The organism is Streptomyces sp. NPDC051636 (assembly GCF_044453765.1).
In the GTDB taxonomy this organism is placed as follows: Bacteria; Actinomycetota; Actinomycetes; order Streptomycetales; family Streptomycetaceae; genus Streptomyces.
On record NZ_JBITDA010000007.1, the window covers coordinates 296,395 to 317,374 of the forward strand.

A 20,980-nucleotide genomic window follows, 5' to 3' on the forward strand; every position below is an offset into this window, starting at 1 on the left:
CGGGCAGACTGCACCGGACGGAACGGGCCTGTCGGGCATGCGGCGAGCCGGGCGCCGCCGGAAGGCGGGAACCCGACGACAGGCCGAGGTCCCGGACGGGGGCACACTGGCTCACACGGATGCACGAAGGGCAGGGCTGGATTCACGACCCGGTGGGACGGGGGTCCGGCCCGAGCGACGCGCACAAGGGGGCGGCGAAGGATGGCGGAGCCGGAGTTCACGGCCACGGGCGTGCGGATCGGGAAGCGGCTGCGTTCGCTCACCCGGGCCGGACAGGTCCGGATCAGCGACGGCAGGCTCGAGTTGCTCACCAGTTACGGCAGCGAGATCGACAGCGCGCCGGTACAGGCGGTGCGCGCCTCCAAGCCCTGGTTCGCCCCGGACGACCGGGCCCTGGCCGACCTCAACGGCAAGCGGTACCTGCTGACCCTCGGCGAGCACGACCCCGCTCCGGGCGAGACGGGGCCGCCCGCGGCACGCCGGTTCATCGAGGCCGTACGCCGGGCCGCCGGGCACGGCGGCTGAGCCGCGGCGAGTTGCGGGACCACGCCCCCTGGGTCACTCTGGTTCCACGTCACTCTGGGTTTACCGGCGATAACGCTGCGAACCAGCCCGCCGGCCACGACAGCAGGCGGACGTTTGGACGCAAGCACCCTGCTGGATCCGTTCTCCGTGTTCTCCGGGTTCCTCCGGACCTCACATCGGGGAGTCGCAGCCGTGATCAGTCAGCCAAGGCACTGCACGGTGGAGCTCCAAGCCCTGCCGTCGCGGATCGGCCAGGTCCGCAGAATCGTATCTGCGCAGTTGCGCTACTGGCATCTGGACCCGTTGATAGACCGAGCCGCGCTCGGTGTGACGGAGCTGCTGAGCAACGTTCACCGGCATGCCCAGCCCGACAAGACGTGCACGGTGGAGATGGAGTTGCTCCTCGACCGGCTCATGGTGTCGGTGCGCGACCACGATCCGCGCCTGCCCGTTGTGGGGGACATGAAGGACATCGGGCCGCTCGCCACCTGCGGGCGTGGGCTCGCGATGGTGGCCGCGGTGAGCGAGAGCTGGGGGGTGCGGCCGGACGGCGACAAGGGCAAGGTCGTGTGGTTCACGCTGCCGGCGCCGTCACCGGCCGACAAGCAGCCGGCCCGTCCGCCCCGACGCGCGACCACCGAGGTGACCGCGCGCCGCTTCGAGGAGATCGAAGTGGAGCCCGCGGCCTGTGCGCCCGCACCCGCTCCGGCCCGCAGCCCCGCCCGGTCGGCCGTTGCCGGGTGACCGGGCGGGGCGGGGCGCCGGCGGGCGGCTCGGGCGGGGCTCTGCTCGGGGCAGCGGTGGGCAGCGGGACGCAGGCGCCGAGGGCGGTCAGCGTTGAGCCGTGGTGCTGGCCCCGTCCAGTGCCTCACGGATGATGTCCGCGTGCCCGGCGTGCTGGGCCGTCTCTCTGATCAGGTGCAGCAGGATCCGTCGTGCCGGCCAGTAGACCGTCTCCGGCGGGGACCAGGGAGTCCTGGGAAGAGGCACGCTCGTGTCCAGGTCCGGCAGGGCGCTCACGGCCTCTTCGGTCGCCCGCGCCGCGATCGCGTACTGCTCCAGCAACCCCGGGAGCGTTTCCCCCTCGGCCATGCGGTACTGCCCCGTGTCGAGCATGCCTTCCGGCAGCTCACCGTCTCCCTCGGCAAGGATCCGCGTCCACACCTGCTCACCCCGGGCCATGTGCTTGACGATCCCGCCCAGGGTGAGCTCGCTCACGGTCGTGCGCTGCCCAGCCTGTGCGCTGGTGATACCGCGGACGGTGATGAGCAGCAGTTCCCGCTGCTCGGCGAGTGCGCGCAGCAGTTCACCGCGCTCGCCCGGAAGAGATAAGGAGCTTTCCTGAGAAGTGGTCATGCACGCAGCGTAGGGGCCATGTAGGCCAGCTCGCGTCCTCAATGACCAGAAGGCAAAGGCGAAGTCCGCGCCCACCCCGTCCAGGGCTCGTACGGCGATGTCGCCGGCGCCGTACACCCTCACGGCGTCGACGACCCGCGCGGCGGCCCGTACCGCGGTCGCGGTGCTCACGCGGCACCGCCCTTGCCGATCCGGCCGAACTGCTCCTCCAGGACGGACAGCCGGCGCCAGTACTCGTCCTCGTCGATCTCGCCGGAGGCGAAGCGGCGGCCGAGGACGGCGATCGGCGAGTCGCCCGCCGGGCGTGGGCCGTTCATCGCCCGCCAGGGTCCGCCGCGCCCGCGCCAGGCGGCGCGGCGCAGGAGGGTCACGGCGCCGATGACGACGACCGCCCAGATCAGCGGGAAGAACAGGATCCACGGGCCGGGGCCGCCGTCCCAGTTCGCCAGGGTCTGCATCTCGGTTCATCTCCCAGTCGGAAAACGTGTCGTGCGGTGATGCTTCGAGACTGGCGCCGGGGAGGGGTCCGGGTCGTCGTACGGGCAGCGGCAGTGGGCGTACCTCCCCCGTAGTACTCGCGTGTGTAACTACTAGTATGTACAGTGGGTGCATGAGCACCTCGGAGCGACTGATCGAGTCCACCCGCGAGCTGCTGTGGGAGCGCGGGTACGTGGGCACGAGCCCCAAGGCGATCCTCGAGCGCGCGGGCGCCGGCCAGGGCAGCATGTACCACCACTTCAAGGGCAAGCCGGACCTGGCCCTCGCCGCCATCAGGCGGACGGCCGAGGAGTTGCGGGCCACCGTCGAGGGAGTACTCGGCGGCCCCGGCACGCCGTACGAGCGCATCGAGGCGTATCTGCTCCGCGAGCGCGACGTGCTGCGCGGCTGCCCGCTCGGCCGGCTGACGATGGACCCGGACGTGATCGCCAGCGACGAACTGCGCGCCCCGGTCGACGAGACGCTGGACCGGATCCGCGGGCGGATCGCCGGAATCGTCGAAGAGGGCAAGGAGCAGGGCCAGTTCGCGTCCTCGCTGGACGGCGCGGAGATCGCCGCGGCCGTCATCGCGACCGTGCAGGGCGGATACGTCCTGGCCCGCGCCTCCGGCTCCCCCGCCGCCTTCGACACGGCGGTGCGCGGGCTGCTGGCCCTGCTGGCCCCGCAGTCCCCGTGAGCCTCAACCACCTTTCCACGTAGAGGAGTTCGAGTACGTGCACATTACGAGAAGGCGCCCCGACACCCTGCCGGGCCCGGCGGAGAACTTCACCGGCACGGTGTGGCTCGACGAGGTGGCCGCCCCCGGGCCCCCGTCCCAGCTGCGGATGTTCAACGTGCACTTCGCGCCCGGCGCGCACACCGCCTGGCACCGCCACCCGCACGGCCAGGTCCTGCACGTCCTGGAGGGCGAGGGACTGGTCCAGCGCAGGGGCGGGGCGGTGGAGTCGATCCGCGCGGGCGACACCGTGTGGATCGAACCCGGCGAGTGGCACTGGCACGGTGCGGCGCCCCGCGCCTTCATGACGCACCTGGCGGTCGTGGAGGCAGCGCAGGACGGCACCACGACCGAGTGGGACGCGCACGTGGCCCCCGGCGACTACCCGGCCTGAGGAAGGATCCCGGCATGCACGCGCTGCAGTACGAAGTGACGTTCCCCGCAGACTACGACATGGACATCATCCGCGCCCGGGTGGCCCGCATCGGGCACCTGCTCGACGACTGGGAGGGCCTCGGCTTCAAGGCGTACCTGATGCGCGAACGCGGTGCGCACGGCTCGCCGGTGAACCAGTACGCGCCCTTCTACCTCTGGAACACCGTGGAGGGCATGAACCGCTTCCTGTGGGGCGGTGCCTTCCAGGGGCTCGTCAACGACTTCGGGCGGCCGGCGGCACGGCAGTGGTCGGGGCTGGCGTACGAGGAGGGCGGCGCCGCGGGTGCCCGGCCGGCCGTCGCCGTGCGCCGGCGTGAGCCGGTGCCGGACGGGGCGGAGTTGTCCGGCGTGGCGGAGGAAGCGGTGCGCGAGGCCGGGCGGCTGGCCGCCGAGGACGGTGCCGTGCTGGCGGCGGCCGCCGTGGACACGCACCACTGGGAGCTGGTCCACTTCTCGCTCTGGGAGCACGACACGCCCAAGGCGGAGGGGGACGTGTTCCAGGTGCTGCACCTCTCGGCCCCCGGACGGCACCGGCTGCCGCGCGGGCGGCAGTGGTGAGCGCCGCCGTCCGGACGGTGCTCGGAGACTTACGCCCCGAGGAGCTCGGCGTGTGCGACGCGCACGACCACCTCTTCTTCCGCAGCCCCCGACTCGCCGGGCAGGAGCTGAACGACGGTGCCGCCGCGCGCGCCGAGTTGGAGGCGTTCCGCGCGGCGGGCGGTGCGGGCGTGGTGCAGTGGACGCCGTACGGGCTGGGGCGCCGGGCCGCGGATCTGCCGCCGCTGTCCCGGACCGCCGGGGTGCACGTGGTCTGCGCGAGGGACTGCACCAAGCGGCGCACTACGCCCCGCAGTTGCTGGACCGACTGCGCGGCAGGCTCGCCGAGGTCTTCGTCACCGAACTGACCGAGGGCATCGGCACGTCCGGGGTCCGCGCCGGGCTGATCAAGGTGGCGGGCGGCTTCCATGCCCTCGACGCGCACGCCCGCTGGACGATGGCCGCCGCGGCCGAGGCCCACCACGCGACGGGCGCGCCGATCGCCGTACACCTGGAGCTGGGCACGGGCGCGCTGGACGTACTGGACCTGTTGTGCGGCGAGTTGGGCGTCCCCCCGCACCGGGTGATCCTCGGGCACCTCAACCGCTCCCCCGACTCCCTGGCCCAGCGGCAGGCGGCGGAGTCCGGGTGCTGGCTGGCGTTCGACGGGCCGTCCCGGGCCCACCACGCCACCGACTGGCGCATGCCGGACGCCGTACGCGCCCTGGCCGAGGCGGGGTTCGGGCACCGGCTGCTGCTCGGCGGGGACACCGTGGTGGCCGGGGCGCGCTCGGTCGACGGCGGTCCCGGGATACCGTATCTGCTGCGCCGGGTGAGGCCGCGGCTGGAGGCGGTGCTCGGCGCGGAGTCGGTGACGCGGATCCTCACCGACAACCCGGGGTGTGCCTTCGCCGTCGACTGGCGGTGAGTGCCTCGCCCCCGACGGGTCAGGCTCTCGCCTCCGCGAAGTGCCGGACGACCGGCTCCAGGTAGTCCACGTGCGGGCCGTCGAGGGCCGCCAGGTCGCCCGGTGAGCCGACCAGGGCGATCCGGTCGAACTCGGGGTCACCTCCCTGAGCCGTCTCCATGGCCACCAGTGCCGCGTACCGCTCGTGCAGCACGGACGCCGGGCGGGGTGGGGCCAGGAACAGGACGCCCACGGATCCGTGGTTGCCGCGGGTGGCGAGCCGCAGGGTCAGCGCGTCCGGCGCGGTGTCCGCGCCGGTCTCCTCGGCCAGTTCGCGCGCCGCGTGGAGGCGCAGAGCGGACAGGTCCAAGCCGACGTGGACGTCCGGCGGTTCGACGGTGCCGCCGGGCAGCTGCCAGCGGCCCGGGGCGGCCGTCCACGGTGCCATGCGGCCCACCAGCAGGCGCCCGTCGTCGGTCGGCTGCGCGACGGAGACGAACAGGGACGGCAGCCAGGAGGTGGCGCCCGGGACCCGGCGCAGGGCGCGCAGCCGGTAGGTGGTGCGGGTCCAGGACAGGACCAGGCCGTACGGCTCTTCCCGTCGCACTCCCGTGAGCGCGGCCATGGGGCCGTCGAACAGGGCCGGGTTGGCCCGGACCGCCTCGTCCCAGGCGCGGTTCATCGCCGACCGCTCATCCAGGGTGAGCTCGGGCGGGGGCGTCTCGACCAGGCGGACGCGGTGCGCCCGCAGGAGTTCGACGGCCGGCGGCACCGTCACCGCAGCGCCCCCAGCGGATCGTCCAGCACCGGCTGCCAGGCCAACTCGGCCGCGCCGACGAGGCTGTTGTGGTCGAGGGTGCACGGCAGGATGGGGACGCCCCCGCTCTGGCCCCACAGGCTGCGGTCGGCGACGACCGCTCGGAGCCGGGCCGGGTCGGCGTCGAGCAGGGTGCGGTGCAGGCCGCCGAGGATGATGCGGTCGGGGTTGAGGATGTTCACCAGGCCCGCCAGGCCCAGGCCGAGGCGGTCGATCAGGGCCTCGGCGGCGGCGCGGACGGTCGGGTCGGCGTAGTGGTTGCGGATCAGGTCGTTGGCCTGCTGGAGCAGGGACACCTCGGGCCCGGGGTCGCGGCCCGCCTCGCTGAGCAGCGCCAGTGGGTCCGCCTCGACGTCGAGGCAGCCGCGGCTGCCGCAGTGGCAGGGGCGGCCCTCGGGGTTGACGGTGAGGTGGCCGACTTCGAGGGCGAGACCCGAACTGCCCGTGTGCAGGCGCCCGTCCAGCACCAGGGCGCCGCCCACGCCCCGGTGCCCGGTGGCCACGCACAGCAGGTCCCGGGCGCCCCGGCCCGCGCCGTGCCGGTGCTCGGCGAGCGCGGCGAGGTTGACGTCGTTGCCCGCGAAGGCGGGCCCGGTGATGCCGGCCGCGCGCACGCACTCGGCGAAGATCCGGCGGACCGGCGCGCCAACGGGCCAGGCCAGGTGGAGGGGGTTGAGGGCCAGGCCGTCCGGTTCGGCCACCGCGGACGGCACGGCGAGGCCGGCGCCGACACAGCGCCGGCCGGTGTCGCGCAGCAGCCCGGCGCCTGCCTCGACGACGGAGCCGAGCACCTTCGCGGGGTCGGCGTCGACGGTCTCGCAACCGGGCGCGGTCGCCACCATCCGGCCGCCGAGGCCGACCAGCGCCGCCCGGAAGCCGTCGGCGTGCACCTGCGCGGCCAGCGCGACGGGCCCGTCATCGGCGACCTCCAGCCGGTGCGATGGGCGCCCCTGGGAACCGGCCGCCGCGCCGGGCCGGGCGTCGACCCGGATCAGGCCCAGCGCCTCCAGTTCCGCGGCCACCGCACCGGCGGTCGCCCGGGTGACGCCCAGTTCGGCGGTGAGCACCGCCCGGGTCGGGGCCCGTCCGGTGTGCACGAGCTCCAACGCGGGCCCGAGCGCACCGCGCCCCCGGTCCAACCGCGTCCTCGAGGTGGTCCCTTCCCCCGCCGTCCGGGGGTCCGCCTTGCCGCTCATGAGGGCGAGTCTCCCATGATCCGTTCACCGGGTGACCGGCGCCGCGAGCGGGAAGCCGCCCACGCGCAGGGTGATGTTCAGCCGCCCGGTCAGTCCCAGCGCGGACGGCGCCGTGCCCGCGTACACCCGCGGTACGCCGTGGTACGCGAGCCGGGCCGGCCCGCCGAAGACGAACAGGTCGCCGCTGCGCAGCTCGACGTCCGCGTAGGGCCTGCTCCGGGTCTCGGTGTTGCCGAAGCGGAACACGCACGTGTCGCCGAGGCTGAGCGAGACCACCGGCGCGTCGGACTTCTCGTCGCTGTCCCGGTGCATGCCCATCCGGGCGTCGCCGTCGTAGAAGTTGATCAGCGCGATGTCGTACGAGGCGCCCGTGGCCGCCTCCGGGCCGAGCGCGTCGGCCACCGCGCGCCGGCCCAGCTCGCCCAGCCACGCCGGGAAGGGCTTCACGGGGGCGCCGTCGCCGTCGACGGCCGTGCGGGCATAGGCGTACGGGTACCAGTGCCGGCCCAGGCAGACCTGCCGGGCGGTCATCGTGCCGCCGCCGGGCGTGCGGACGGTGCGCAGGCCGGCCGGTGGGCGCGCCCACCGGCGGCAGGCCGCCAGCAGCTCGCGCTGCGCGTCGGGGTCCAGCCAGTCCGGGACGTGCACGGCGCCCGGCACTACCTGGGTGCGCCCCCTGGGGAACAGCTCCGCCTCCATGCCCTCATCCTGCCCGACCGTGCCGGACCGGGCGTGAGCTGCGGCCCGGGCGGGCCCTATAGCCTGGACGCACGATGAACGACCGTATGACGACTCCCTGGGGCGAGCTCGAGCTGTCCCGCTTCCCCGAGGATCCGCGCGACCGGCTGCGGGCCTGGGACGCCTCCGACGTGTACCTGCTCCGGCACCTGGCCGAGGAGCGGATCCCCCTGTCCGGCACGGTCGTGGTCGTCGGGGACCGCTGGGGTGCCCTGGTCACGGCGCTCGCGGCGCACCGGCCGACGCAGATCACCGACTCGTACCTCGGCCAGGAGGCGACCCGGGCGAACCTGGCGCGGGCCGGCGTGGAGCCCGGCGCGGTGCCTCTCCTGACCACCCAGGACCCGCCGCCGGGGCGCGTCGACGTCCTCCTGGTCCGGGTGCCGAAGAGCCTGGCGCTCCTGGAGGACCAGCTGCTCCGGCTGGCCCCCGCGGTGCACGAGGGCACGGTCGTCGTCGGCACCGGCATGGTGAAGGAGATCCACACCTCGACCCTCCAGCTGTTCGAGCGGATCCTCGGCCCGACCCGCACCTCTCTGGCCCAGCAGAAGGCCCGGCTGATCTTCTGCACTCCGGACCCGTCGCTGGAGCGGCCCGCCAACCCGTGGCCGTACACCTACGCCCTCCCCGACGGCATCGGCGCGGCCTCCGGTCGCACGGTCGTCAACCACGCGGGCGTGTTCTGCGCCGACCGGCTCGACATCGGCACCCGGTTCCTCCTCCAGCACCTGCCGGCCGCCGACGGGCCGCGCCGGGTGGTGGATCTCGGCTGCGGCAACGGCGTCGTCGGTACGGCGGTGGCGCTGGCCGAACCGGCCGCCGAGGTGCTGTTCGTGGACGAGTCGTTCCAGGCCGTGGCCTCGGCGGAGGCGACCTACAAGGCCAACGGGGTGTCCGGGCACGCCGAGTTCCGGGTCGGGGACGTGCTGACCGGGGTGGCGCCGGGCAGCGTGGACCTCGTCCTCAACAACCCGCCGTTCCACTCCCACCAGGCGACGACCGACGCGACGGCCCGGCGGATGTTCACCGGTGCGCGCCGCGCGCTGCGGACGGGCGGCGAGCTGTGGGTGATCGGCAACCGGCACCTGGGATACCACGTGACGCTGCGGCGGCTGTTCGGCAACAGCGAACTGGTCGCCAATGACCCGAAGTTCGTGGTGCTCAGGGCGGTCAAGCGGGGTTAGCAGATCGCGGCTCGCCCGGCCGGGTGAGGACGCCGATGAGCCGCGCGACCTCCCGGGCCATCGCCTCCCGGCCCACGCTGAGGTACTCGCGGGAGTCGACGGCCTCCGGGTGGGCGGCGAGAAAGTCCCGGATCGCCCCCGTCATCGCCATGTTCAGGGCGGTGCCGACGTTCACCTTGGCGATGCCGCCCCCGACCGCCGCGACCAGGCCCTCGTCCGGTACTCCGGAGGAGCCGTGCAGCACGAGCGGGACGGGCACGGCGGCCGACAGCCGCTTGAGGAGGTCGTGGTCGAGAGCGGCGGTGCGGGTGGTCATGGCGTGGACGCTGCCGATGGCGACGGCCAGCGCGTCCACGCCGGTGCCGGCGACGAAGGAACGGGCCTCGACGGGGTCGGTGCGGGCGCCGGGCGCGTGGGCGTCCAGCGGCGGCCCGGCGGCCCTCTCCCGCCCGCCCTGCCCGGGCTTGCCGCCGATGGATCCCAACTCGGCCTCGATCCAGAGTCCTTGGGTGTGTGCCCAGTCGACGGCCGCGCGGGTCGCGGCGAGGTTCTCGGCGTACGGCAGCCGCGCCGCGTCGTACATCACGGAGCTGAACCCGGCGCCCTGTGCCTGCCGCAGCAGGTCGTCGCTCTGCACGTGGTCGAGGTGCAGGGCGACCGGTACGCGGGCGCGGTCGGCGGCGACGGCGGCGGCGCGGGCCAGCGGGAGCAGCCGTCCGTAGCGGAACTTGACGGCGTTCTCGCTGACTTGCAGGACCACGGGCGCGTCGGCCGACTCGGCGCCGGCGATGACGGCCTCGACGTGTTCCAGGGTGATGATGTTGAAGGCGGCGACGGCGGAGTGCGTGGCGGCGGCACGGGTGACCAGCTCACCGGTGGCTGCGAGGGGCACGGGCTGCCCTTTCCGTTCAGGGGGCGAGGATCACCGAGCGGGTGAGGTGGCGGGGCCGGTCCGGGTCGAGGCCGCGGGCCGCGGCGACGGCGACGGCGAGGCGCTGGGCGCGGACCAGTTCGGCGAGCGGGTCGAGACGGCCCTCGATCCACAGTCCGCCGGCGGCGCGCACCTGTTCGGCGAGCCCGTCGGGTGCCGTGCCGAGCATCCAGGCGGCCGTACCCCCGGTGGTGATGCTGATGGGGCCGTGCCGGTACTCCATCGCCGGGTAGGCCTCGGTCCAGGACAGGGAGGCCTCGCGCATCTTCAGCGCGGCCTCGCTGGCCAGTCCGACGGTCCAGCCACGGCCCAGGAAGGTGAACTGCGTGCACTCGGCGAGCCCCGGCGGCAGGGGAGTCGACAGGGCGGTACGGCCGTCGGCGACGACCGTACCGGTGTGCAGGCCGAGGTGGGCGCGGAACAGGGTGAGCGCGCTGGTGGCGAACCGGGTCTGGACGACGGACCGTTCGTCCGCGAAGTCCAGCACGACGACGTCGCCGGCCACCGACGTCACGGGTGCGTCCGGGTCGGCGGTGATCGCGGTCGCGCGGACGCGGCCCCTCAACTGTCCCAGCAGATCGAGTACCTCGGTGGTGGTGCCGGACCGGGTGAGGGCCACGACGCGGTCGTACCGGCGTGCGTGCGGGAACTCGGACGCGGCGAAGGCGTCCGTCTCGCCCGCTCCCGCACCCTCGCGCAGGGCGGCGGCCGCCTGCGCCATGAAGTAGGAGGTGCCGCAGCCGACGATCGCCACCCGCTCCCCCGGCACCGGCAGCGCCCCGCCGTGCCGCGCCGCCTCCTCGGCCGCCCGTATCCAGCACTCGGGCTGGCTGTTCAGCTCGTCCTCGACATGGGTCATGCCGCACCCCTCCGGACCGCTTGATTGTTCTTGCAAGATAGAGGCTTGTTTCGAGCATAATCAAGCATTAAGGGGCCAAGCGTGCTGCGTTAAGGTCGCGGAGGGACTGAGGAACGGAGGCCGCTGATGTCGCGCGACGCCCGCTGGCAGGCGCTGCTGGAACTGCTCGTCGAACGCGGTCGCCTGGAGGTCGAGGATGCGGCGGCCGAGCTGGAGGTGTCGGCCGCGACGATCCGCCGGGACTTCGACCAGCTCGCCGAGCAGCAGATGCTGGTGCGCACGCGTGGTGGCGCGGTGGTGCACGGGGTGTCGTACGAACTGCCGTTGCGCTACAAGACGGCCCGGCGCGCCTCCGAGAAGCAGCGCATCGCCAAGGCCGTCGCGGACCTCGTCGCGCCGGGCGAGGTGGTGGGCCTGACCGGCGGCACGACCACCACGGAGGTGGCACGCGCCCTGGCCGTACGCGGCGACCTCGCCTCCGGCTCGCCGGCGTTGACCGTCGTGACCAACGCGCTCAACATCGCCAACGAGCTCGCCGTACGGCCCCAGTTCAAGATCGTGGTGACCGGCGGGGTCGCCCGCGCGCAGTCGTACGAGCTCGTCGGCCCGCTCGCCGACGGTGTGCTCGGCCAGATCACCCTCGACGTGGCGGTGCTCGGGGTGGTGGCCTTCGACGTCACGCACGGCGCGGCGGCGCACGACGAGGCGGAGGCCGCGATCAACCGGCTGCTGTGCGAGCGCGCCGAGCGGGTGGTCGCCGCCGCCGACTCCAGCAAGCTCGGTCAGCGGGCCTTCGCCCGCATCTGCGCGGCCGAGTCGGTGGACACGCTGGTCACGGACACGGGGGTGGGGCAGGACGCCGTGCGCCGGTTCGAGGAGGCGGGGGTACGGGTCGTCGCCGTGTGACCCCGGGCCCGCTCCGTGTGACCACCCGGTACGCCGTCAGCTCCCGCCCGTGCTCGCCCGTACGAACCCGGCGCCCCGCTGGTCGTTGCAGCCGACCGTCGGCCGGTCGGCGGGATCCTGCCAGGTCTGCTGGGCCTGGAGGGCGACGCTCACCAGGGTCAGCAGGAGGTCGACGTCGCTCGCGGCGTCGAGCCGTATCGTCACCCACTGCGAGCCCGGCACGACACGGATCGCCCCCGAGCCCCTGAGGTCCTTGTCGAAACGCCGGATGGCACGGTCCGTCAGACGCAGGTCGACATCCCGGTCCGAGTGGAAGTGGGCGATCTCGCCCCGGGCCGAACTCACCGCCTGCCCCAGGCCGCAGCTCGGCGCGGCCTGTCGCAGGTCCGGCCAGGTCGCCAGTTGCGCGAACGCGCGCGAGGCCAACGTCATGGACCCATCATGGCGCGCTCACTCTGCCGCAACCAGCTCGTGAGCAAGCATTAACCGGTTTGTATCGGTGATTTGTCCGCGCTCGGGGTCTTTTCCGCCGAGGGAAATGCGGATGACAACGCCGCCCGAGTCGGCGATCATCGGCCGGCCGCACCCGCCCGCCGCTTCCCCCCGGAGGTATGTCACGTCCCGCAATCCCGAGCTGTACCCCTACCGGCTCACCTGGTCCGCCGTGGATCCGGACCGCCATCCCCTTGCCTGGGACGCGGAGGAGGAGGCGGAACTGACGGCGCTGATCGCCTCGATGGCGACCGCCGCACAGGCCGAGGCGGACACCAACGCCGAGGGAAACCCGAAGTGGCGCTTCTACCACGAGGTCACCGAACTGCTGGCGGCCCGGTACGGCCGCTGGACCTGTGGCTGGCACTGGGCGATCGGCGAGGGTGGTGGGGGCGGCGTGGTCAGCAGCTGGTGCTGCGTGTCCCACTCGGTGAACGAGCCCGGGGCGACTGCCGCTCGGATCGTGGCCTCGCTGCTGGAATGGCGCGACTGGCTGGAGGAGCTGGCCGAGCGGTTCGCCCGGCTCGCCCCGCCGCCCGGCGCCTCGACGGAAGACCGCAGCTGGCACCTGGAGCGGGCGGCTACCCGGCTGGTGACCCTGGTCGTGGACCGGACGGGCACCGAGTGCGGCTGGTACGGCATGTGCAGCAAGGTGCTCACCTGGTTCCTCACCTCGGCCGGACTGTCACCCCAGGAGGCCGAGCAGGCGGTTGACGCGGCGATCGGCGGGCGGTTCGCCAGCTGGACGATGCCGAGGCAGACCCTGGTGGACTCGGTGGCCGAGGACCTGGCGGCCGGCCTCACGGGTCGGCGGCCCTACCGTGACGTCTGAGCCGTACGAGCCCTCCGACGCGCTGCTGACCTGGTGCCGCATCCGGCGGCAGGTGGACTGGTCCTCGGCGGTCCGCGGCGAACCGGCGGCCCCCGTACAGCCGTACGTCGACGGTCTCACCGCCTGGTACGACGGCCCGGTCCGCCGCCGCGGCCCCGAGCGCGCCGGCCGTCTGCTCGCGGCGCTGGACCGCGCCCGATGCGACGCCGCCCGGGGAGAGCCCCTCGGCCCGGACCTCCTGGCCGCCTGGCAGCGGCTCGTCCTCGGCGTGCCCGAGGCGCCGCCCCTGCGTGACGGCGACGCCTTCGCCAAGGGCGGCCGGGAGCGCTACGGTCTGACCCCGCACACCTGGCAGGACTTCGCGGCCTGTCTCCGCCAGAGCGCCGACCCGGCCGTCCCCCTCGCCGCCCGCGCGGCCCGTGCGTACCTGGACGTCGCCTTCTTCCATCCCTTCGCGGACGGCAACGCCCGGCTGGCCCTGCTCGCCCTCGCGCACGTGCTGGACCTGGAGGGCGTACGGCTGGACGAGGTCGGGCCGCTGCAGACGACGCGGTACGCGGACGACCCCGAGGGTGCGCTGGACCTGGCGGTGCTGGTGGCGGTGCTCATTCGTGCGACGCGGCGCCGGGGGATCCGGTGAGCGGCCGGCAGCGGCTCCGCCGCCCTGACCCGGCCGCGCGGGGCACGGCCGGTCGCGGGGTGCGGGCACCGCGGCCGGCCGGTCTCGAAGGACGGCTCAGGGCCTGACGGGCTTGCCGCGCCCCCAGCCCCAGGCGAGCCGGCAGGCGCCGGACTGGCTGGTGGTGGCCGGCCAGGGCCGTGCGGCGTCGCCGGTCAGGGGCTGGAGCGAGTAGGTGTCGTCGGTGCGCAGGCCGGGCCAGTACACGAACCCCTCCCGAGCTTGCGGAAGGTGTCGGTGTCGACCCGGATGTATGGGGTTGTTGTCGGGAGCCGGCTTGTCGTGGTCGAGGCCCGTGGTCATCGGGGCGCCGCCGGGCCGACGGAGGAGCGGGTGACCTCCGCCCCTCGCCGAACCCCCTTGCCCGGCCTCTCACACCCCCCTACGCTGCATTTGTGCCGCTAATAAACAAAACCCGAACGCACAACGCCGTGCCGGGCTACGGCAACCCCCTCACCCGACTCCGCGTCGCCCTCACCACCTTCTTCGCCCTCGACGGCTTCGTCTTCGCCGGCTGGGTCGTCCGCATCCCGGCGATCAAGCACCAGACCCACGCCTCCGCCGGCGCCCTTGGCCTCGCCCTCCTCGGCGTCTCCGCGGGAGCGGTCGTCACCATGACGCTCGTCGGACGCCTGTGCCGCCGCTACGGAAGCCACCCCGTCACCGTGGTCTGCGCCGTCCTGCTCTCCCTCAGCGTCGCCCTGCCCCCGCTCACCCACTCGGCACTGGCCCTCGGCACCGCCCTCCTGATCTTCGGCGCCGCCTACGGAGGGATGAACGTCGCGTTCAACAGCGCGGCGGTCGACCTGGTGAGAGCCCTGCGTCGGCCCATCATGCCCGGCTTCCACGCCGCGTTCAGCCTCGGCGGCATGATCGGCGCCGGCCTCGGCGGACTCGTCGCCGGGGTACTGTCCCCGACGCGGCACCTGCTCGGCCTCACCGTGATCGGCCTGCTCGTCACCGCCGTGGCCGGCCGTACCCTGCTGCGCCTCCAGCCCCCGGGATCACCCGAGAGCTCACCGGACGAGGAGACCGCGCCCCGCCGCCCGGACACCCGCACCCGCGGTCTCGTCGTCACGTTCGGTCTCATCGCCCTCTGCACGGCATACGGCGAGGGAGCCCTGGCCGACTGGAGCGCCCTGCACCTGGAGCAGGACCTCGACGCCGCACCGGGCGCGGCGGCCATCGGCTACTCCTGCTTCGCGCTCGCCATGACCATCGGCCGGGTCACCGGCACCAGGCTGCTCGAGCGCCTGGGCCAAACCCGCACCTTGACATCCGGCGGCACGACCGCCGCGGCCGGCATGCTGCTCGGCGCACTCGCTCCCTCTCTGTGGGCGGCGCTCCTCGGCTTCGTGATCACCGGGCTCGGTCTCGCCAACCTCTTCCCCGTCGCCGTCGAGCGCGCCGGCGCGCTGGCCGGCCCCGACGGAGTCGCGATCGCGTCCACCCTCGGCTACGGCGGCATGCTCCTGGGACCACCCGCCATCGGCTTCATGGCGGACTGGTTCTCCCTTCCCGCCGCCCTCACCAGCGTGGCGGCACTGGCCGCCACGGCAGCCGTCATCGGATTCGTCACACGACGTGCGACAGAGCGCTGATTCCCGGCCCCTGGCACCGCCTCCGGGCCTGAGCCGAACAGCGGAAGCGGACGGCCCGCCGCCAACGGCCACGCGCTGGCGCATACTGGTGGCAATGACAAAGCCAGCCGCACCTAAGCGCCATTTGCCCACCAGCCCCTTCAGGGCCCCGGTCACGCCGCCTCCCAAGCACTTCGCCCTGGGCGACCGGGTCACACACGACATGTACGGCCTCGGCCGGGTCATCGGCATCGAGGACGGGATCGCGGTCCTCGTGGATTTCGGTTCGAAGCAAGCGCGGATCATGAGCCCGTACGGCAAGATGAGCAAACTGTAGGACCGCCGTGCCCGGCCGGAGAACGAGACCTTCCTGCTCAAGGATGCGCAGGCACCCGTCTCGGGCATGGGCACGGCTCAACCCAGGGCAAGCGGGCTCCGACTCCCCGGCCCGGGGCAGGCCAACCGCTCTACTACGAAGTACCCGATGCCGGCGTTGCCGCCGGTGACCAGGAGCCCGCCCCATCCGGCACACTCAGCCCATGGACACTGCCGAGTACCTTCGAACGCTGGACAGGGAAGGCCGCCTGCTCGCCGCGGCCGCCGCCGAGGCCGGCACCGCCGCCAAGGTGCCCACCTGCCCGGAGTGGCAGGTACGCGACCTGCTGCGGCACACCGGCGCGGTGCACCGCTGGGCGGCAGGCTTCATCGCCGACGGGCTCACCGAGCCACGCCCGATCGGGGACGCCCCCGACCTCGACGGGGACCAGCTCGTGACCTGGTACCGGGACGGTCACCGCCGCCTCGTCGACGCCCTGGCCGACGCGTCGCCCGACACGGCGTGCTGGACCTTCCACCCGGCACCCTGTCCCTCGCCCCTGGTCTTCTGGACCCGGCGGCAGGCGCACGAGACGACCGTCCACCGGTACGACGCGGAGTCGGCGCGCGACGGTACGGCGTCCCCCATCGCCACCGAGTTCGCCGTCGACGGCATCGACGAGTTGCTGCGCGGCTTCCACGCCCGCCCCAGGAGCAGGGTCCGTACCGAGGCGCCGCGCGTCCTGCGGGCGCGCGCCCTGGACGCGAACGCGGTGTGGACCGTCCGGCTGTCCGAGCGGCCGCCCGCGACCAGCCGGGACGAGTCCGGCGAGGCGGAGACCGAACTGGCAGGTCCGGCCGACCGCTTGTACCTCGCCCTGTGGAACCGGCTTCCCGTGCCCACCGTCACCGGCGACACCGCGCTCGGCGCGCTGTGGCGCGAGAAGTCGGCGATCTGAGCCCCCGGGCTCAGCCGGCCAGCATCCGGGTCAGCACCGCGCGCTGCACCGGCAGCACCTCCCCGTGCAGCGCGCGCCCCTTTCCGGTGAGGGCCACGCGTACGCCCCGCCGGTCCTCCGCGCACATGGCGCGCTCGACGAGGCCGTCCTTCTCCAGGCGGGCGATCAGGCGGGACAGGGCGCTCTGGCTGAGGTGGACGCGGTCGGCGATCTCCTGGACGCGGTAGGCGCAGCCGCCGTCCGCCGCGGAGTCCTCGGCGAGAAGGTCGAGGACCTCGAAGTCGCTGGCGCACAGGCCGTGTCCGTGCAGGGCGCGGTCGAGTTCGCACTGGGTACGGGCGTGCAACGCCAGGATGTCCCGCCACTGGTTCACGAGCTCCTGCTCGGCCTTCTTCGCCGCCATGTCGGCACCGTAGCAGAGGAACGGCTTTGTTGCATCGTAATTAAATGCACTTGCATCTCATGCAGACGCATGTAGTGTTTGCGGCATGACCTCTCCGCTCACCACCCCTGCCTCCGAAGGGCGTTGGACTCCCCGGCTGTGGGGCACCCTGCTGGTGCTCTGCGCCGCGATGTTCCTGGACGCGCTGGATGTGTCGATGGTCGGTGTCGCCCTGCCGTCCATCGGCTCCGACCTCGACCTGTCCACCTCGACGCTGCAATGGATCGTCAGCGGCTACATCCTGGGATACGGCGGGCTGCTCCTCCTCGGCGGCCGGACCGCCGACCTGCTCGGCCGGCGCCAGGTGTTCCTGGTCGCCCTGGGCGTGTTCGCGCTCGCCTCGCTGCTCGGCGGGCTCGTCGACTCAGGGCCGCTGCTGGTCGCCAGCCGGTTCATCAAGGGGCTGAGTGCGGCCTTCACCGCCCCGGCCGGCCTGTCCATCATCACCACCACCTTCGCCGAGGGACCGCTGCGCAACCGCGCCTGTCCATCTACACCACCTGCGCGGCCACCGGCTTCTCGATGGGTCTGGTGCTCTCCGGTCTGCTCACGGAGGCCAGCTGGCGCCTGACCATGCTGCTGCCGGCGCCCATCGCGCTGATCGCGCTGCTCGCCGGACTGAAGCTGCTGCCGCGCAGCCCACGCGAGAAGGACCACCACGGGTACGACATCCCGGGCGCCGTCCTCGGCACCGCCTCGATGCTGCTGCTGGTCTTCACCGTCGTACAGGCGCCGGAGGCCGGCTGGGCGTCGGCCCGTACGCTGCTGTCCTTCCTGGCCGTCGCTGTGCTGCTGACCGTCTTCGTCGTCGTCGAGCGGCACTCGCCCGGACCGCTGATCCGGCTCGGCGTGCTGCGCTCCGGCCACCAGGTGCGGGCCCAGCTCGGCGCGATGGCGTTCTTCGGCTCGTACGTCGGCTTCCAGTTCCTGGTCACCTTGTACATGCAGTCGCTGCTCGGCTGGTCGGCCCTGCACACCGCGCTCGCCTTCCTGCCCGCCGGCGCCCTGGTGGCGGTGTCCTCCACGAAGGTCGGCTCGGTCGTCGACCGGTTCGGCACCCCGCGGCTGATCGCGGTGGGCTTCGCGCTGATGGTCGCCGGGTACGCGCTGTTCCTGCGCGTCGACCTCGACCCGGGGTACGCGGCGGTCATCCTGCCGTCGATGCTGCTGATCGGCGCGGCCTGCGCGCTGATCTTCCCCTCGCTCAACATCCAGGCCACCAACGGGGTCGAGGACCACGAGCAGGGCATGGTCTCCGGACTGCTCAACACCTCGGTCCAGGTGGGCGGCGCGATCTTCCTGGCCGTCGTCACGGCGGTGGTCACCGCCCACGCCCCGGCCCACGCGGCCCCGCAGGCCGTCCTCGACAGCTACCGTCCCGGGCTGCTCGTGGTGACGGGTATCGCCCTCGCCGGGCTTCTCATCACCCTCACGGGACTGCGCGGCCGTCGTACCGACCGGCGCACCGTCGTGGTCGCCCGGTCCACCGTGGAGACGCAGACCCAGGCAGCGACAGAGACGGAGGCGGACGTGGAGCGCGTCGCGGTCCACGACTAGGGGAGCGCCTCCCCGCGTGCGCCCGGCCGGAGTCGGTTGCTCCGCCGGGCGCACGCCTGTGACACTGGGCGCATGGATGGGTACGGGGGACGGCGGACCAAGGCCGAGCAGGACGCCATGACCGTCGAGATCGGGTACGCGCTGGTCAGCGCGGTGTTCGCGGCGGCGGTCGTGTTCGGGGCGGTCGGCGGACCGGCGTTGCTGTTCGATCTGCCGCGTCTGCTGTCGGCGGCGCTGCTGCGCGTGGGCGGCTCGCTCGCGGCCGTCGTCTTCGTTGCCCGGGTGGTGAGCGTGCTGCTGCGCTTCCGCCAGGCGGATCAGCCCAGCCAGCCCGGCCGGACCAGCCCCGACTCGTAGGCCAGGACCACCAGTTGGGCCCGGTCCCGGGCGCCGAGCTTCACCATGGTGCGGCTCACGTGGGTCTTCGCGGTGAGCGGGCTGACCACCAGGCGGCGGGCGATCTCCCCGTTGGACAGGCCGATACCGACCAGGGCCATCACCTCCCGCTCCCGTTCGGTGAGCGCGGCGAGGGCGTCGGCGGCCGCCGGCTCCTTGGAGCGGGCCGCGAACTCGGCGATGAGGCGGCGGGTCACACCCGGCGAGAGCAGCGCGTCGCCCTCGACCACCGCCCGTACCGCGCGCAGGAGTTCCTCCGGCTCGGTGTCCTTCACCAGGAAGCCCGAGGCGCCGGAGCGGATCGCCTCGAAGACGTACTCGTCCAGTTCGAAGGTGGTGAGCATGACCACCTTGACGTCCTTCAGCTCCGCGTCGGCGGTGATGCCCCGGGTCGCGGCCAGGCCGTCCAGCAGGGGCATCCGGATGTCCATCAGGACGACGTCGGGGCGCAGTTCGCGCACCCTGCGCAGGGCCTCCTCGCCGTCCGCCGCTTCCCCGGCCACCTCGATGTCCGGCTGCGCGTCGAGCAGCGCCTTGAAGCCGGCCCGTACGAGCGACTGATCGTCGGCGAGCAGTACACGGATCACCGGTCCTCCTTGGCCTGTGACGTGCCCTGCGACTCGACCCGCGTCCCGGACCGTGACGGCAGTACGGCGAGCACCCCGAAGCCGCCGTCGGGGCGCGGGCCCGCCTCGATCGTGCCACCCAGCGCGGCGGCCCGCTCCCGCATTCCCGCCAGCCCGTTACCGCTGCCGCCCGCGTCCGCGCCGGTCGCGGGACCGTCGTCGTCGATCCGCAGCCGCAGTACGCCGCCCTCGTGTTCGAGGCGCACGCGCGCGTGCCGCGAACCCGAGTGCCGTATGACGTTGGTGAGGGCCTCCTGCACGATGCGGAAGGCGGCGAGGTCGGCGCCCGGCGGCAGGCGCGGGGGCTCGCCCTCGACCTCGATGGTGAGGCCGGCGCTCGCCGCCTGTTCCACCAGTTCCGGCAGCCGGTCCAGGCCGGGCGCCGGGGCGCGCGGTGCCTCCCCGGGGGCGCGCAGGGTGTCGAGGACCTGGCGCACCTCGCCGAGCGCCTCCTTGCTGGCGGCCTTGATGGTGGTGAGCGCCGCGCGCGCCTGCTCGGGGTCGCTGTCCAGGAGCGCGAGGCCCACGCCTGCCTGCACGTTGATGACGGAGATGCTGTGCGCGAGGACGTCGTGCAGCTCCCGCGCGATGCGCAGCCGCTCCTCGTCCGCGCGCCTGCGGGCCGCCTGGGCCCGGTCGGCCCGCTCCCGGGCCCACTGCTCGCGCCGTACCCGGCCCAGCTCCGACAGCGCGACGATGGCCAGCACCCAGGTGGCGACGACGATCTCCTGGCCGACGCCCGCCCCCTTGTCGTGCGGCGGCGGCAGCCAGCGGTACAGCCAGAGCGCGACCAGGACGTGCCCGGCCCACAGCAGCCCCAGGGACGCCCAGGCGGCCCGGCGGTGCCCGGTGACGACCGCGCTGAAGCAGCTCACGACGACGGCCAGGAGCACCGGTCCGTACGGGTAGCCGGCGGCCAGGTAGACCAGGGTGGCCGTCGCGGTGCCGAACGCCACGAACACCGGGTGCCGCTGCCGCCACAGCAGCAGCGCCAGGGCCACGAGCAGCAGCACGCGCGCGGGGACGTCCAGCGGCTCGCGGCCCGGCTGCTGGTGTCCGGCGAAGTTGGAGGCGATCAGTGCGAAGGCGGTGAGCACAACGGTCGAACGCCACGGCAGGCGCTCTCCCCGCGCCTCGGTGCCGTCCAGGGGTTCCCACCGCCCGCGCCCGCTCCGCCGCCGCGACCGGACGCGCCCGCACTGCTCTTCCATGACGGCCACGCTAGACGCCGGCGAACCGCGAGGGCGTCAGCCGGGCGCGGTGATCACGCGTACTCCCCTGGGAGTACGCCCGGGAGTACGCCCGCCGGCGCCTTCAGCGGCCGCCCGACAGCTCGTGCGCCTCGGCGCCGGACAACCGCCGGCTTGGTGGCAGTCGGCGTGGGATCCTCGCTTGCACCGACCGGGCGAACCGCCGCCGAACGAGTCAATTCTGTGATTGTCGGCAAAATCGACAGAGCTGTGGGGTCAGGTGGTGCGACGATGCCCTCTGAGGCCTC

25 protein-coding genes and 2 pseudogenes are annotated in these 20,980 nt (G+C 73.4%); 15 read left to right on the plus strand and 12 right to left on the minus strand.

Features of this window, described 5'->3' with window-relative positions; genetic code table 11:
• The first annotated feature begins 201 nt into the window (after positions 1–201).
• Positions 202–525 carry a hypothetical protein gene (locus ACIBBH_RS16340; RefSeq protein WP_399405000.1) on the plus strand — a complete coding sequence of 108 codons (324 nt, stop codon included), beginning with the start codon at positions 202–204 and terminating at the stop codon, positions 523–525.
• Positions 526–717: 192 nt separating this feature from the next.
• Positions 718–1,269 carry an ATP-binding protein gene (locus tag ACIBBH_RS16345; RefSeq protein ID WP_399405002.1) on the plus strand — a complete coding sequence of 184 codons (552 nt, stop codon included), beginning with the start codon at positions 718–720 and terminating at the stop codon, positions 1,267–1,269.
• Positions 1,270–1,356: 87 nt separating this feature from the next.
• Here ACIBBH_RS16345 and ACIBBH_RS16350 read toward each other — a convergent pair whose 3' ends face one another.
• Positions 1,357–1,881, minus strand: coding sequence for a DinB family protein (locus ACIBBH_RS16350; protein WP_399405004.1), 525 nt, complete (start codon positions 1,879–1,881; stop codon positions 1,357–1,359).
• 167 nt (positions 1,882–2,048) lie between these two features.
• The gene (locus ACIBBH_RS16355; RefSeq protein ID WP_399405006.1) at positions 2,049–2,339 is read right to left on the minus strand and encodes an SHOCT domain-containing protein; all 291 of its coding nucleotides are present in this window, start codon (positions 2,337–2,339) and stop codon (positions 2,049–2,051) included.
• Positions 2,340–2,491: 152 nt separating this feature from the next.
• Here ACIBBH_RS16355 and ACIBBH_RS16360 point away from each other — a divergent pair, with 152 nt between their 5' ends.
• The 4 genes and pseudogenes from ACIBBH_RS16360 to ACIBBH_RS16375 all read left to right on the plus strand — a co-directional run bounded on the left by ACIBBH_RS16360 (position 2,492) and on the right by ACIBBH_RS16375 (position 4,994).
• Complete coding sequence (locus tag ACIBBH_RS16360) at positions 2,492–3,055, plus strand: TetR/AcrR family transcriptional regulator (protein ID WP_399405008.1); 564 nt, start codon at positions 2,492–2,494, stop codon at positions 3,053–3,055.
• Between the two features lie 37 nt (positions 3,056–3,092).
• A complete protein-coding gene (locus ACIBBH_RS16365) occupies positions 3,093–3,488 on the plus strand; it encodes a cupin domain-containing protein (RefSeq protein WP_399405010.1) in 396 nt (131 codons plus the stop codon).
• A gap of 14 nt (positions 3,489–3,502) precedes the next feature.
• Positions 3,503–4,087: a DUF4865 family protein gene (locus ACIBBH_RS16370; protein WP_399405012.1), complete on the plus strand. Its 585-nt coding sequence runs from the start codon at positions 3,503–3,505 to the stop codon at positions 4,085–4,087.
• Positions 4,084–4,994 (plus strand): annotated as a pseudogene (locus ACIBBH_RS16375) (phosphotriesterase). Before ACIBBH_RS16370 ends, ACIBBH_RS16375 begins: the two are co-directional and overlap by 4 nt.
• A 19-nt stretch (positions 4,995–5,013) precedes the next feature.
• Here the strand turns inward: ACIBBH_RS16375 and ACIBBH_RS16380 are convergent.
• From ACIBBH_RS16380 to ACIBBH_RS16390, 3 genes are read right to left on the minus strand one after another with little or no spacing between them, the layout of a single operon-like run.
• The gene (locus ACIBBH_RS16380) at positions 5,014–5,751 is read right to left on the minus strand and encodes an NUDIX hydrolase (RefSeq protein WP_399405014.1); all 738 of its coding nucleotides are present in this window, start codon (positions 5,749–5,751) and stop codon (positions 5,014–5,016) included.
• Positions 5,748–6,986, minus strand: coding sequence for an ROK family protein (locus tag ACIBBH_RS16385; protein WP_399405016.1), 1,239 nt, complete (start codon positions 6,984–6,986; stop codon positions 5,748–5,750). Before ACIBBH_RS16385 ends, ACIBBH_RS16380 begins: the two co-directional genes overlap by 4 nt.
• Positions 6,987–7,010: 24 nt before the next feature.
• Positions 7,011–7,685 (minus strand): alpha-ketoglutarate-dependent dioxygenase AlkB family protein, encoded by a 675-nt coding sequence (locus tag ACIBBH_RS16390; RefSeq protein WP_399405018.1) that lies wholly within the window; start codon positions 7,683–7,685, stop codon positions 7,011–7,013.
• A gap of 86 nt (positions 7,686–7,771) precedes the next feature.
• Between ACIBBH_RS16390 and ACIBBH_RS16395 the strand changes: the two genes are divergently transcribed.
• On the plus strand, positions 7,772–8,908 hold the full coding sequence (locus ACIBBH_RS16395) for a methyltransferase (RefSeq protein ID WP_399405019.1): 1,137 nt from the start codon (positions 7,772–7,774) through the stop codon (positions 8,906–8,908).
• On the opposite strand, the gene ACIBBH_RS16400 is transcribed toward ACIBBH_RS16395, so the two are convergent.
• Positions 8,895–9,800, minus strand: a complete 906-nt coding sequence (locus ACIBBH_RS16400; protein ID WP_399405021.1) for a ketose-bisphosphate aldolase — start codon at positions 9,798–9,800, stop codon at positions 8,895–8,897. The genes ACIBBH_RS16395 and ACIBBH_RS16400 overlap by 14 nt on opposite strands.
• 16 nt (positions 9,801–9,816) lie before the next feature.
• Positions 9,817–10,698: an SIS domain-containing protein gene (locus tag ACIBBH_RS16405; RefSeq protein WP_399405023.1), complete on the minus strand. Its 882-nt coding sequence runs from the start codon at positions 10,696–10,698 to the stop codon at positions 9,817–9,819.
• Positions 10,699–10,824: 126 nt separating this feature from the next.
• On the opposite strand from ACIBBH_RS16405, the gene ACIBBH_RS16410 reads away from it, so the two are divergent.
• Complete coding sequence (locus ACIBBH_RS16410) at positions 10,825–11,604, plus strand: DeoR/GlpR family DNA-binding transcription regulator (RefSeq protein ID WP_399405025.1); 780 nt, start codon at positions 10,825–10,827, stop codon at positions 11,602–11,604.
• Between the two features lie 36 nt (positions 11,605–11,640).
• Here the strand turns inward: ACIBBH_RS16410 and ACIBBH_RS16415 are convergent, their stop codons facing one another.
• On the minus strand, positions 11,641–12,036 hold the full coding sequence (locus tag ACIBBH_RS16415) for a luciferase family protein (RefSeq protein ID WP_399405026.1): 396 nt from the start codon (positions 12,034–12,036) through the stop codon (positions 11,641–11,643).
• Positions 12,037–12,148: 112 nt separating this feature from the next.
• Here ACIBBH_RS16415 and ACIBBH_RS16420 point away from each other — a divergent pair, with 112 nt between their 5' ends.
• Both ACIBBH_RS16420 and ACIBBH_RS16425 read left to right on the plus strand, forming a co-directional pair.
• Positions 12,149–12,928 (plus strand): hypothetical protein, encoded by a 780-nt coding sequence (locus tag ACIBBH_RS16420; protein ID WP_399405028.1) that lies wholly within the window; start codon positions 12,149–12,151, stop codon positions 12,926–12,928.
• On the plus strand, positions 12,918–13,568 hold the full coding sequence (locus tag ACIBBH_RS16425) for a Fic family protein (protein WP_399405030.1): 651 nt from the start codon (positions 12,918–12,920) through the stop codon (positions 13,566–13,568). The genes ACIBBH_RS16420 and ACIBBH_RS16425 overlap by 11 nt, the downstream gene beginning before the upstream one ends.
• 96 nt (positions 13,569–13,664) lie before the next feature.
• On the opposite strand, the gene ACIBBH_RS16430 is transcribed toward ACIBBH_RS16425, so the two are convergent.
• Positions 13,665–13,814 carry a hypothetical protein gene (locus tag ACIBBH_RS16430; RefSeq protein ID WP_399405032.1) on the minus strand — a complete coding sequence of 50 codons (150 nt, stop codon included), beginning with the start codon at positions 13,812–13,814 and terminating at the stop codon, positions 13,665–13,667.
• Positions 13,815–14,002: 188 nt separating this feature from the next.
• Between ACIBBH_RS16430 and ACIBBH_RS16435 the strand changes: the two genes are divergently transcribed.
• The 3 genes from ACIBBH_RS16435 to ACIBBH_RS16445 all read left to right on the plus strand — a co-directional run bounded on the left by ACIBBH_RS16435 (position 14,003) and on the right by ACIBBH_RS16445 (position 16,461).
• Entirely contained in the window at positions 14,003–15,208 is a 1,206-nt protein-coding gene (locus ACIBBH_RS16435) for an MFS transporter (RefSeq protein WP_399405034.1), read from the plus strand.
• Between the two features lie 94 nt (positions 15,209–15,302).
• Complete coding sequence (locus ACIBBH_RS16440) at positions 15,303–15,524, plus strand: hypothetical protein (protein ID WP_399405036.1); 222 nt, start codon at positions 15,303–15,305, stop codon at positions 15,522–15,524.
• A gap of 202 nt (positions 15,525–15,726) precedes the next feature.
• Positions 15,727–16,461 carry a maleylpyruvate isomerase family mycothiol-dependent enzyme gene (locus ACIBBH_RS16445; protein WP_399405038.1) on the plus strand — a complete coding sequence of 245 codons (735 nt, stop codon included), beginning with the start codon at positions 15,727–15,729 and terminating at the stop codon, positions 16,459–16,461.
• Positions 16,462–16,471: 10 nt separating this feature from the next.
• Here the strand turns inward: ACIBBH_RS16445 and ACIBBH_RS16450 are convergent, their stop codons facing one another.
• Complete coding sequence (locus tag ACIBBH_RS16450; protein WP_399405040.1) at positions 16,472–16,864, minus strand: MarR family winged helix-turn-helix transcriptional regulator; 393 nt, start codon at positions 16,862–16,864, stop codon at positions 16,472–16,474.
• 85 nt (positions 16,865–16,949) lie between these two features.
• On the opposite strand from ACIBBH_RS16450, the pseudogene ACIBBH_RS16455 reads away from it, so the two are divergent.
• Positions 16,950–18,460: pseudogene (locus ACIBBH_RS16455) on the plus strand (MFS transporter).
• A gap of 72 nt (positions 18,461–18,532) precedes the next feature.
• Complete coding sequence (locus ACIBBH_RS16460; protein ID WP_399405042.1) at positions 18,533–18,817, plus strand: DUF6332 family protein; 285 nt, start codon at positions 18,533–18,535, stop codon at positions 18,815–18,817.
• On the opposite strand, the gene ACIBBH_RS16465 is transcribed toward ACIBBH_RS16460, so the two are convergent.
• Positions 18,778–19,443, minus strand: a complete 666-nt coding sequence (locus ACIBBH_RS16465; protein ID WP_399405043.1) for a response regulator — start codon at positions 19,441–19,443, stop codon at positions 18,778–18,780. The genes ACIBBH_RS16460 and ACIBBH_RS16465 overlap by 40 nt on opposite strands.
• A complete protein-coding gene (locus tag ACIBBH_RS16470) occupies positions 19,440–20,693 on the minus strand; it encodes a sensor histidine kinase (RefSeq protein WP_399405045.1) in 1,254 nt (417 codons plus the stop codon). Before ACIBBH_RS16470 ends, ACIBBH_RS16465 begins: the two co-directional genes overlap by 4 nt.
• Positions 20,694–20,980: the final 287 nt, after the last annotated feature.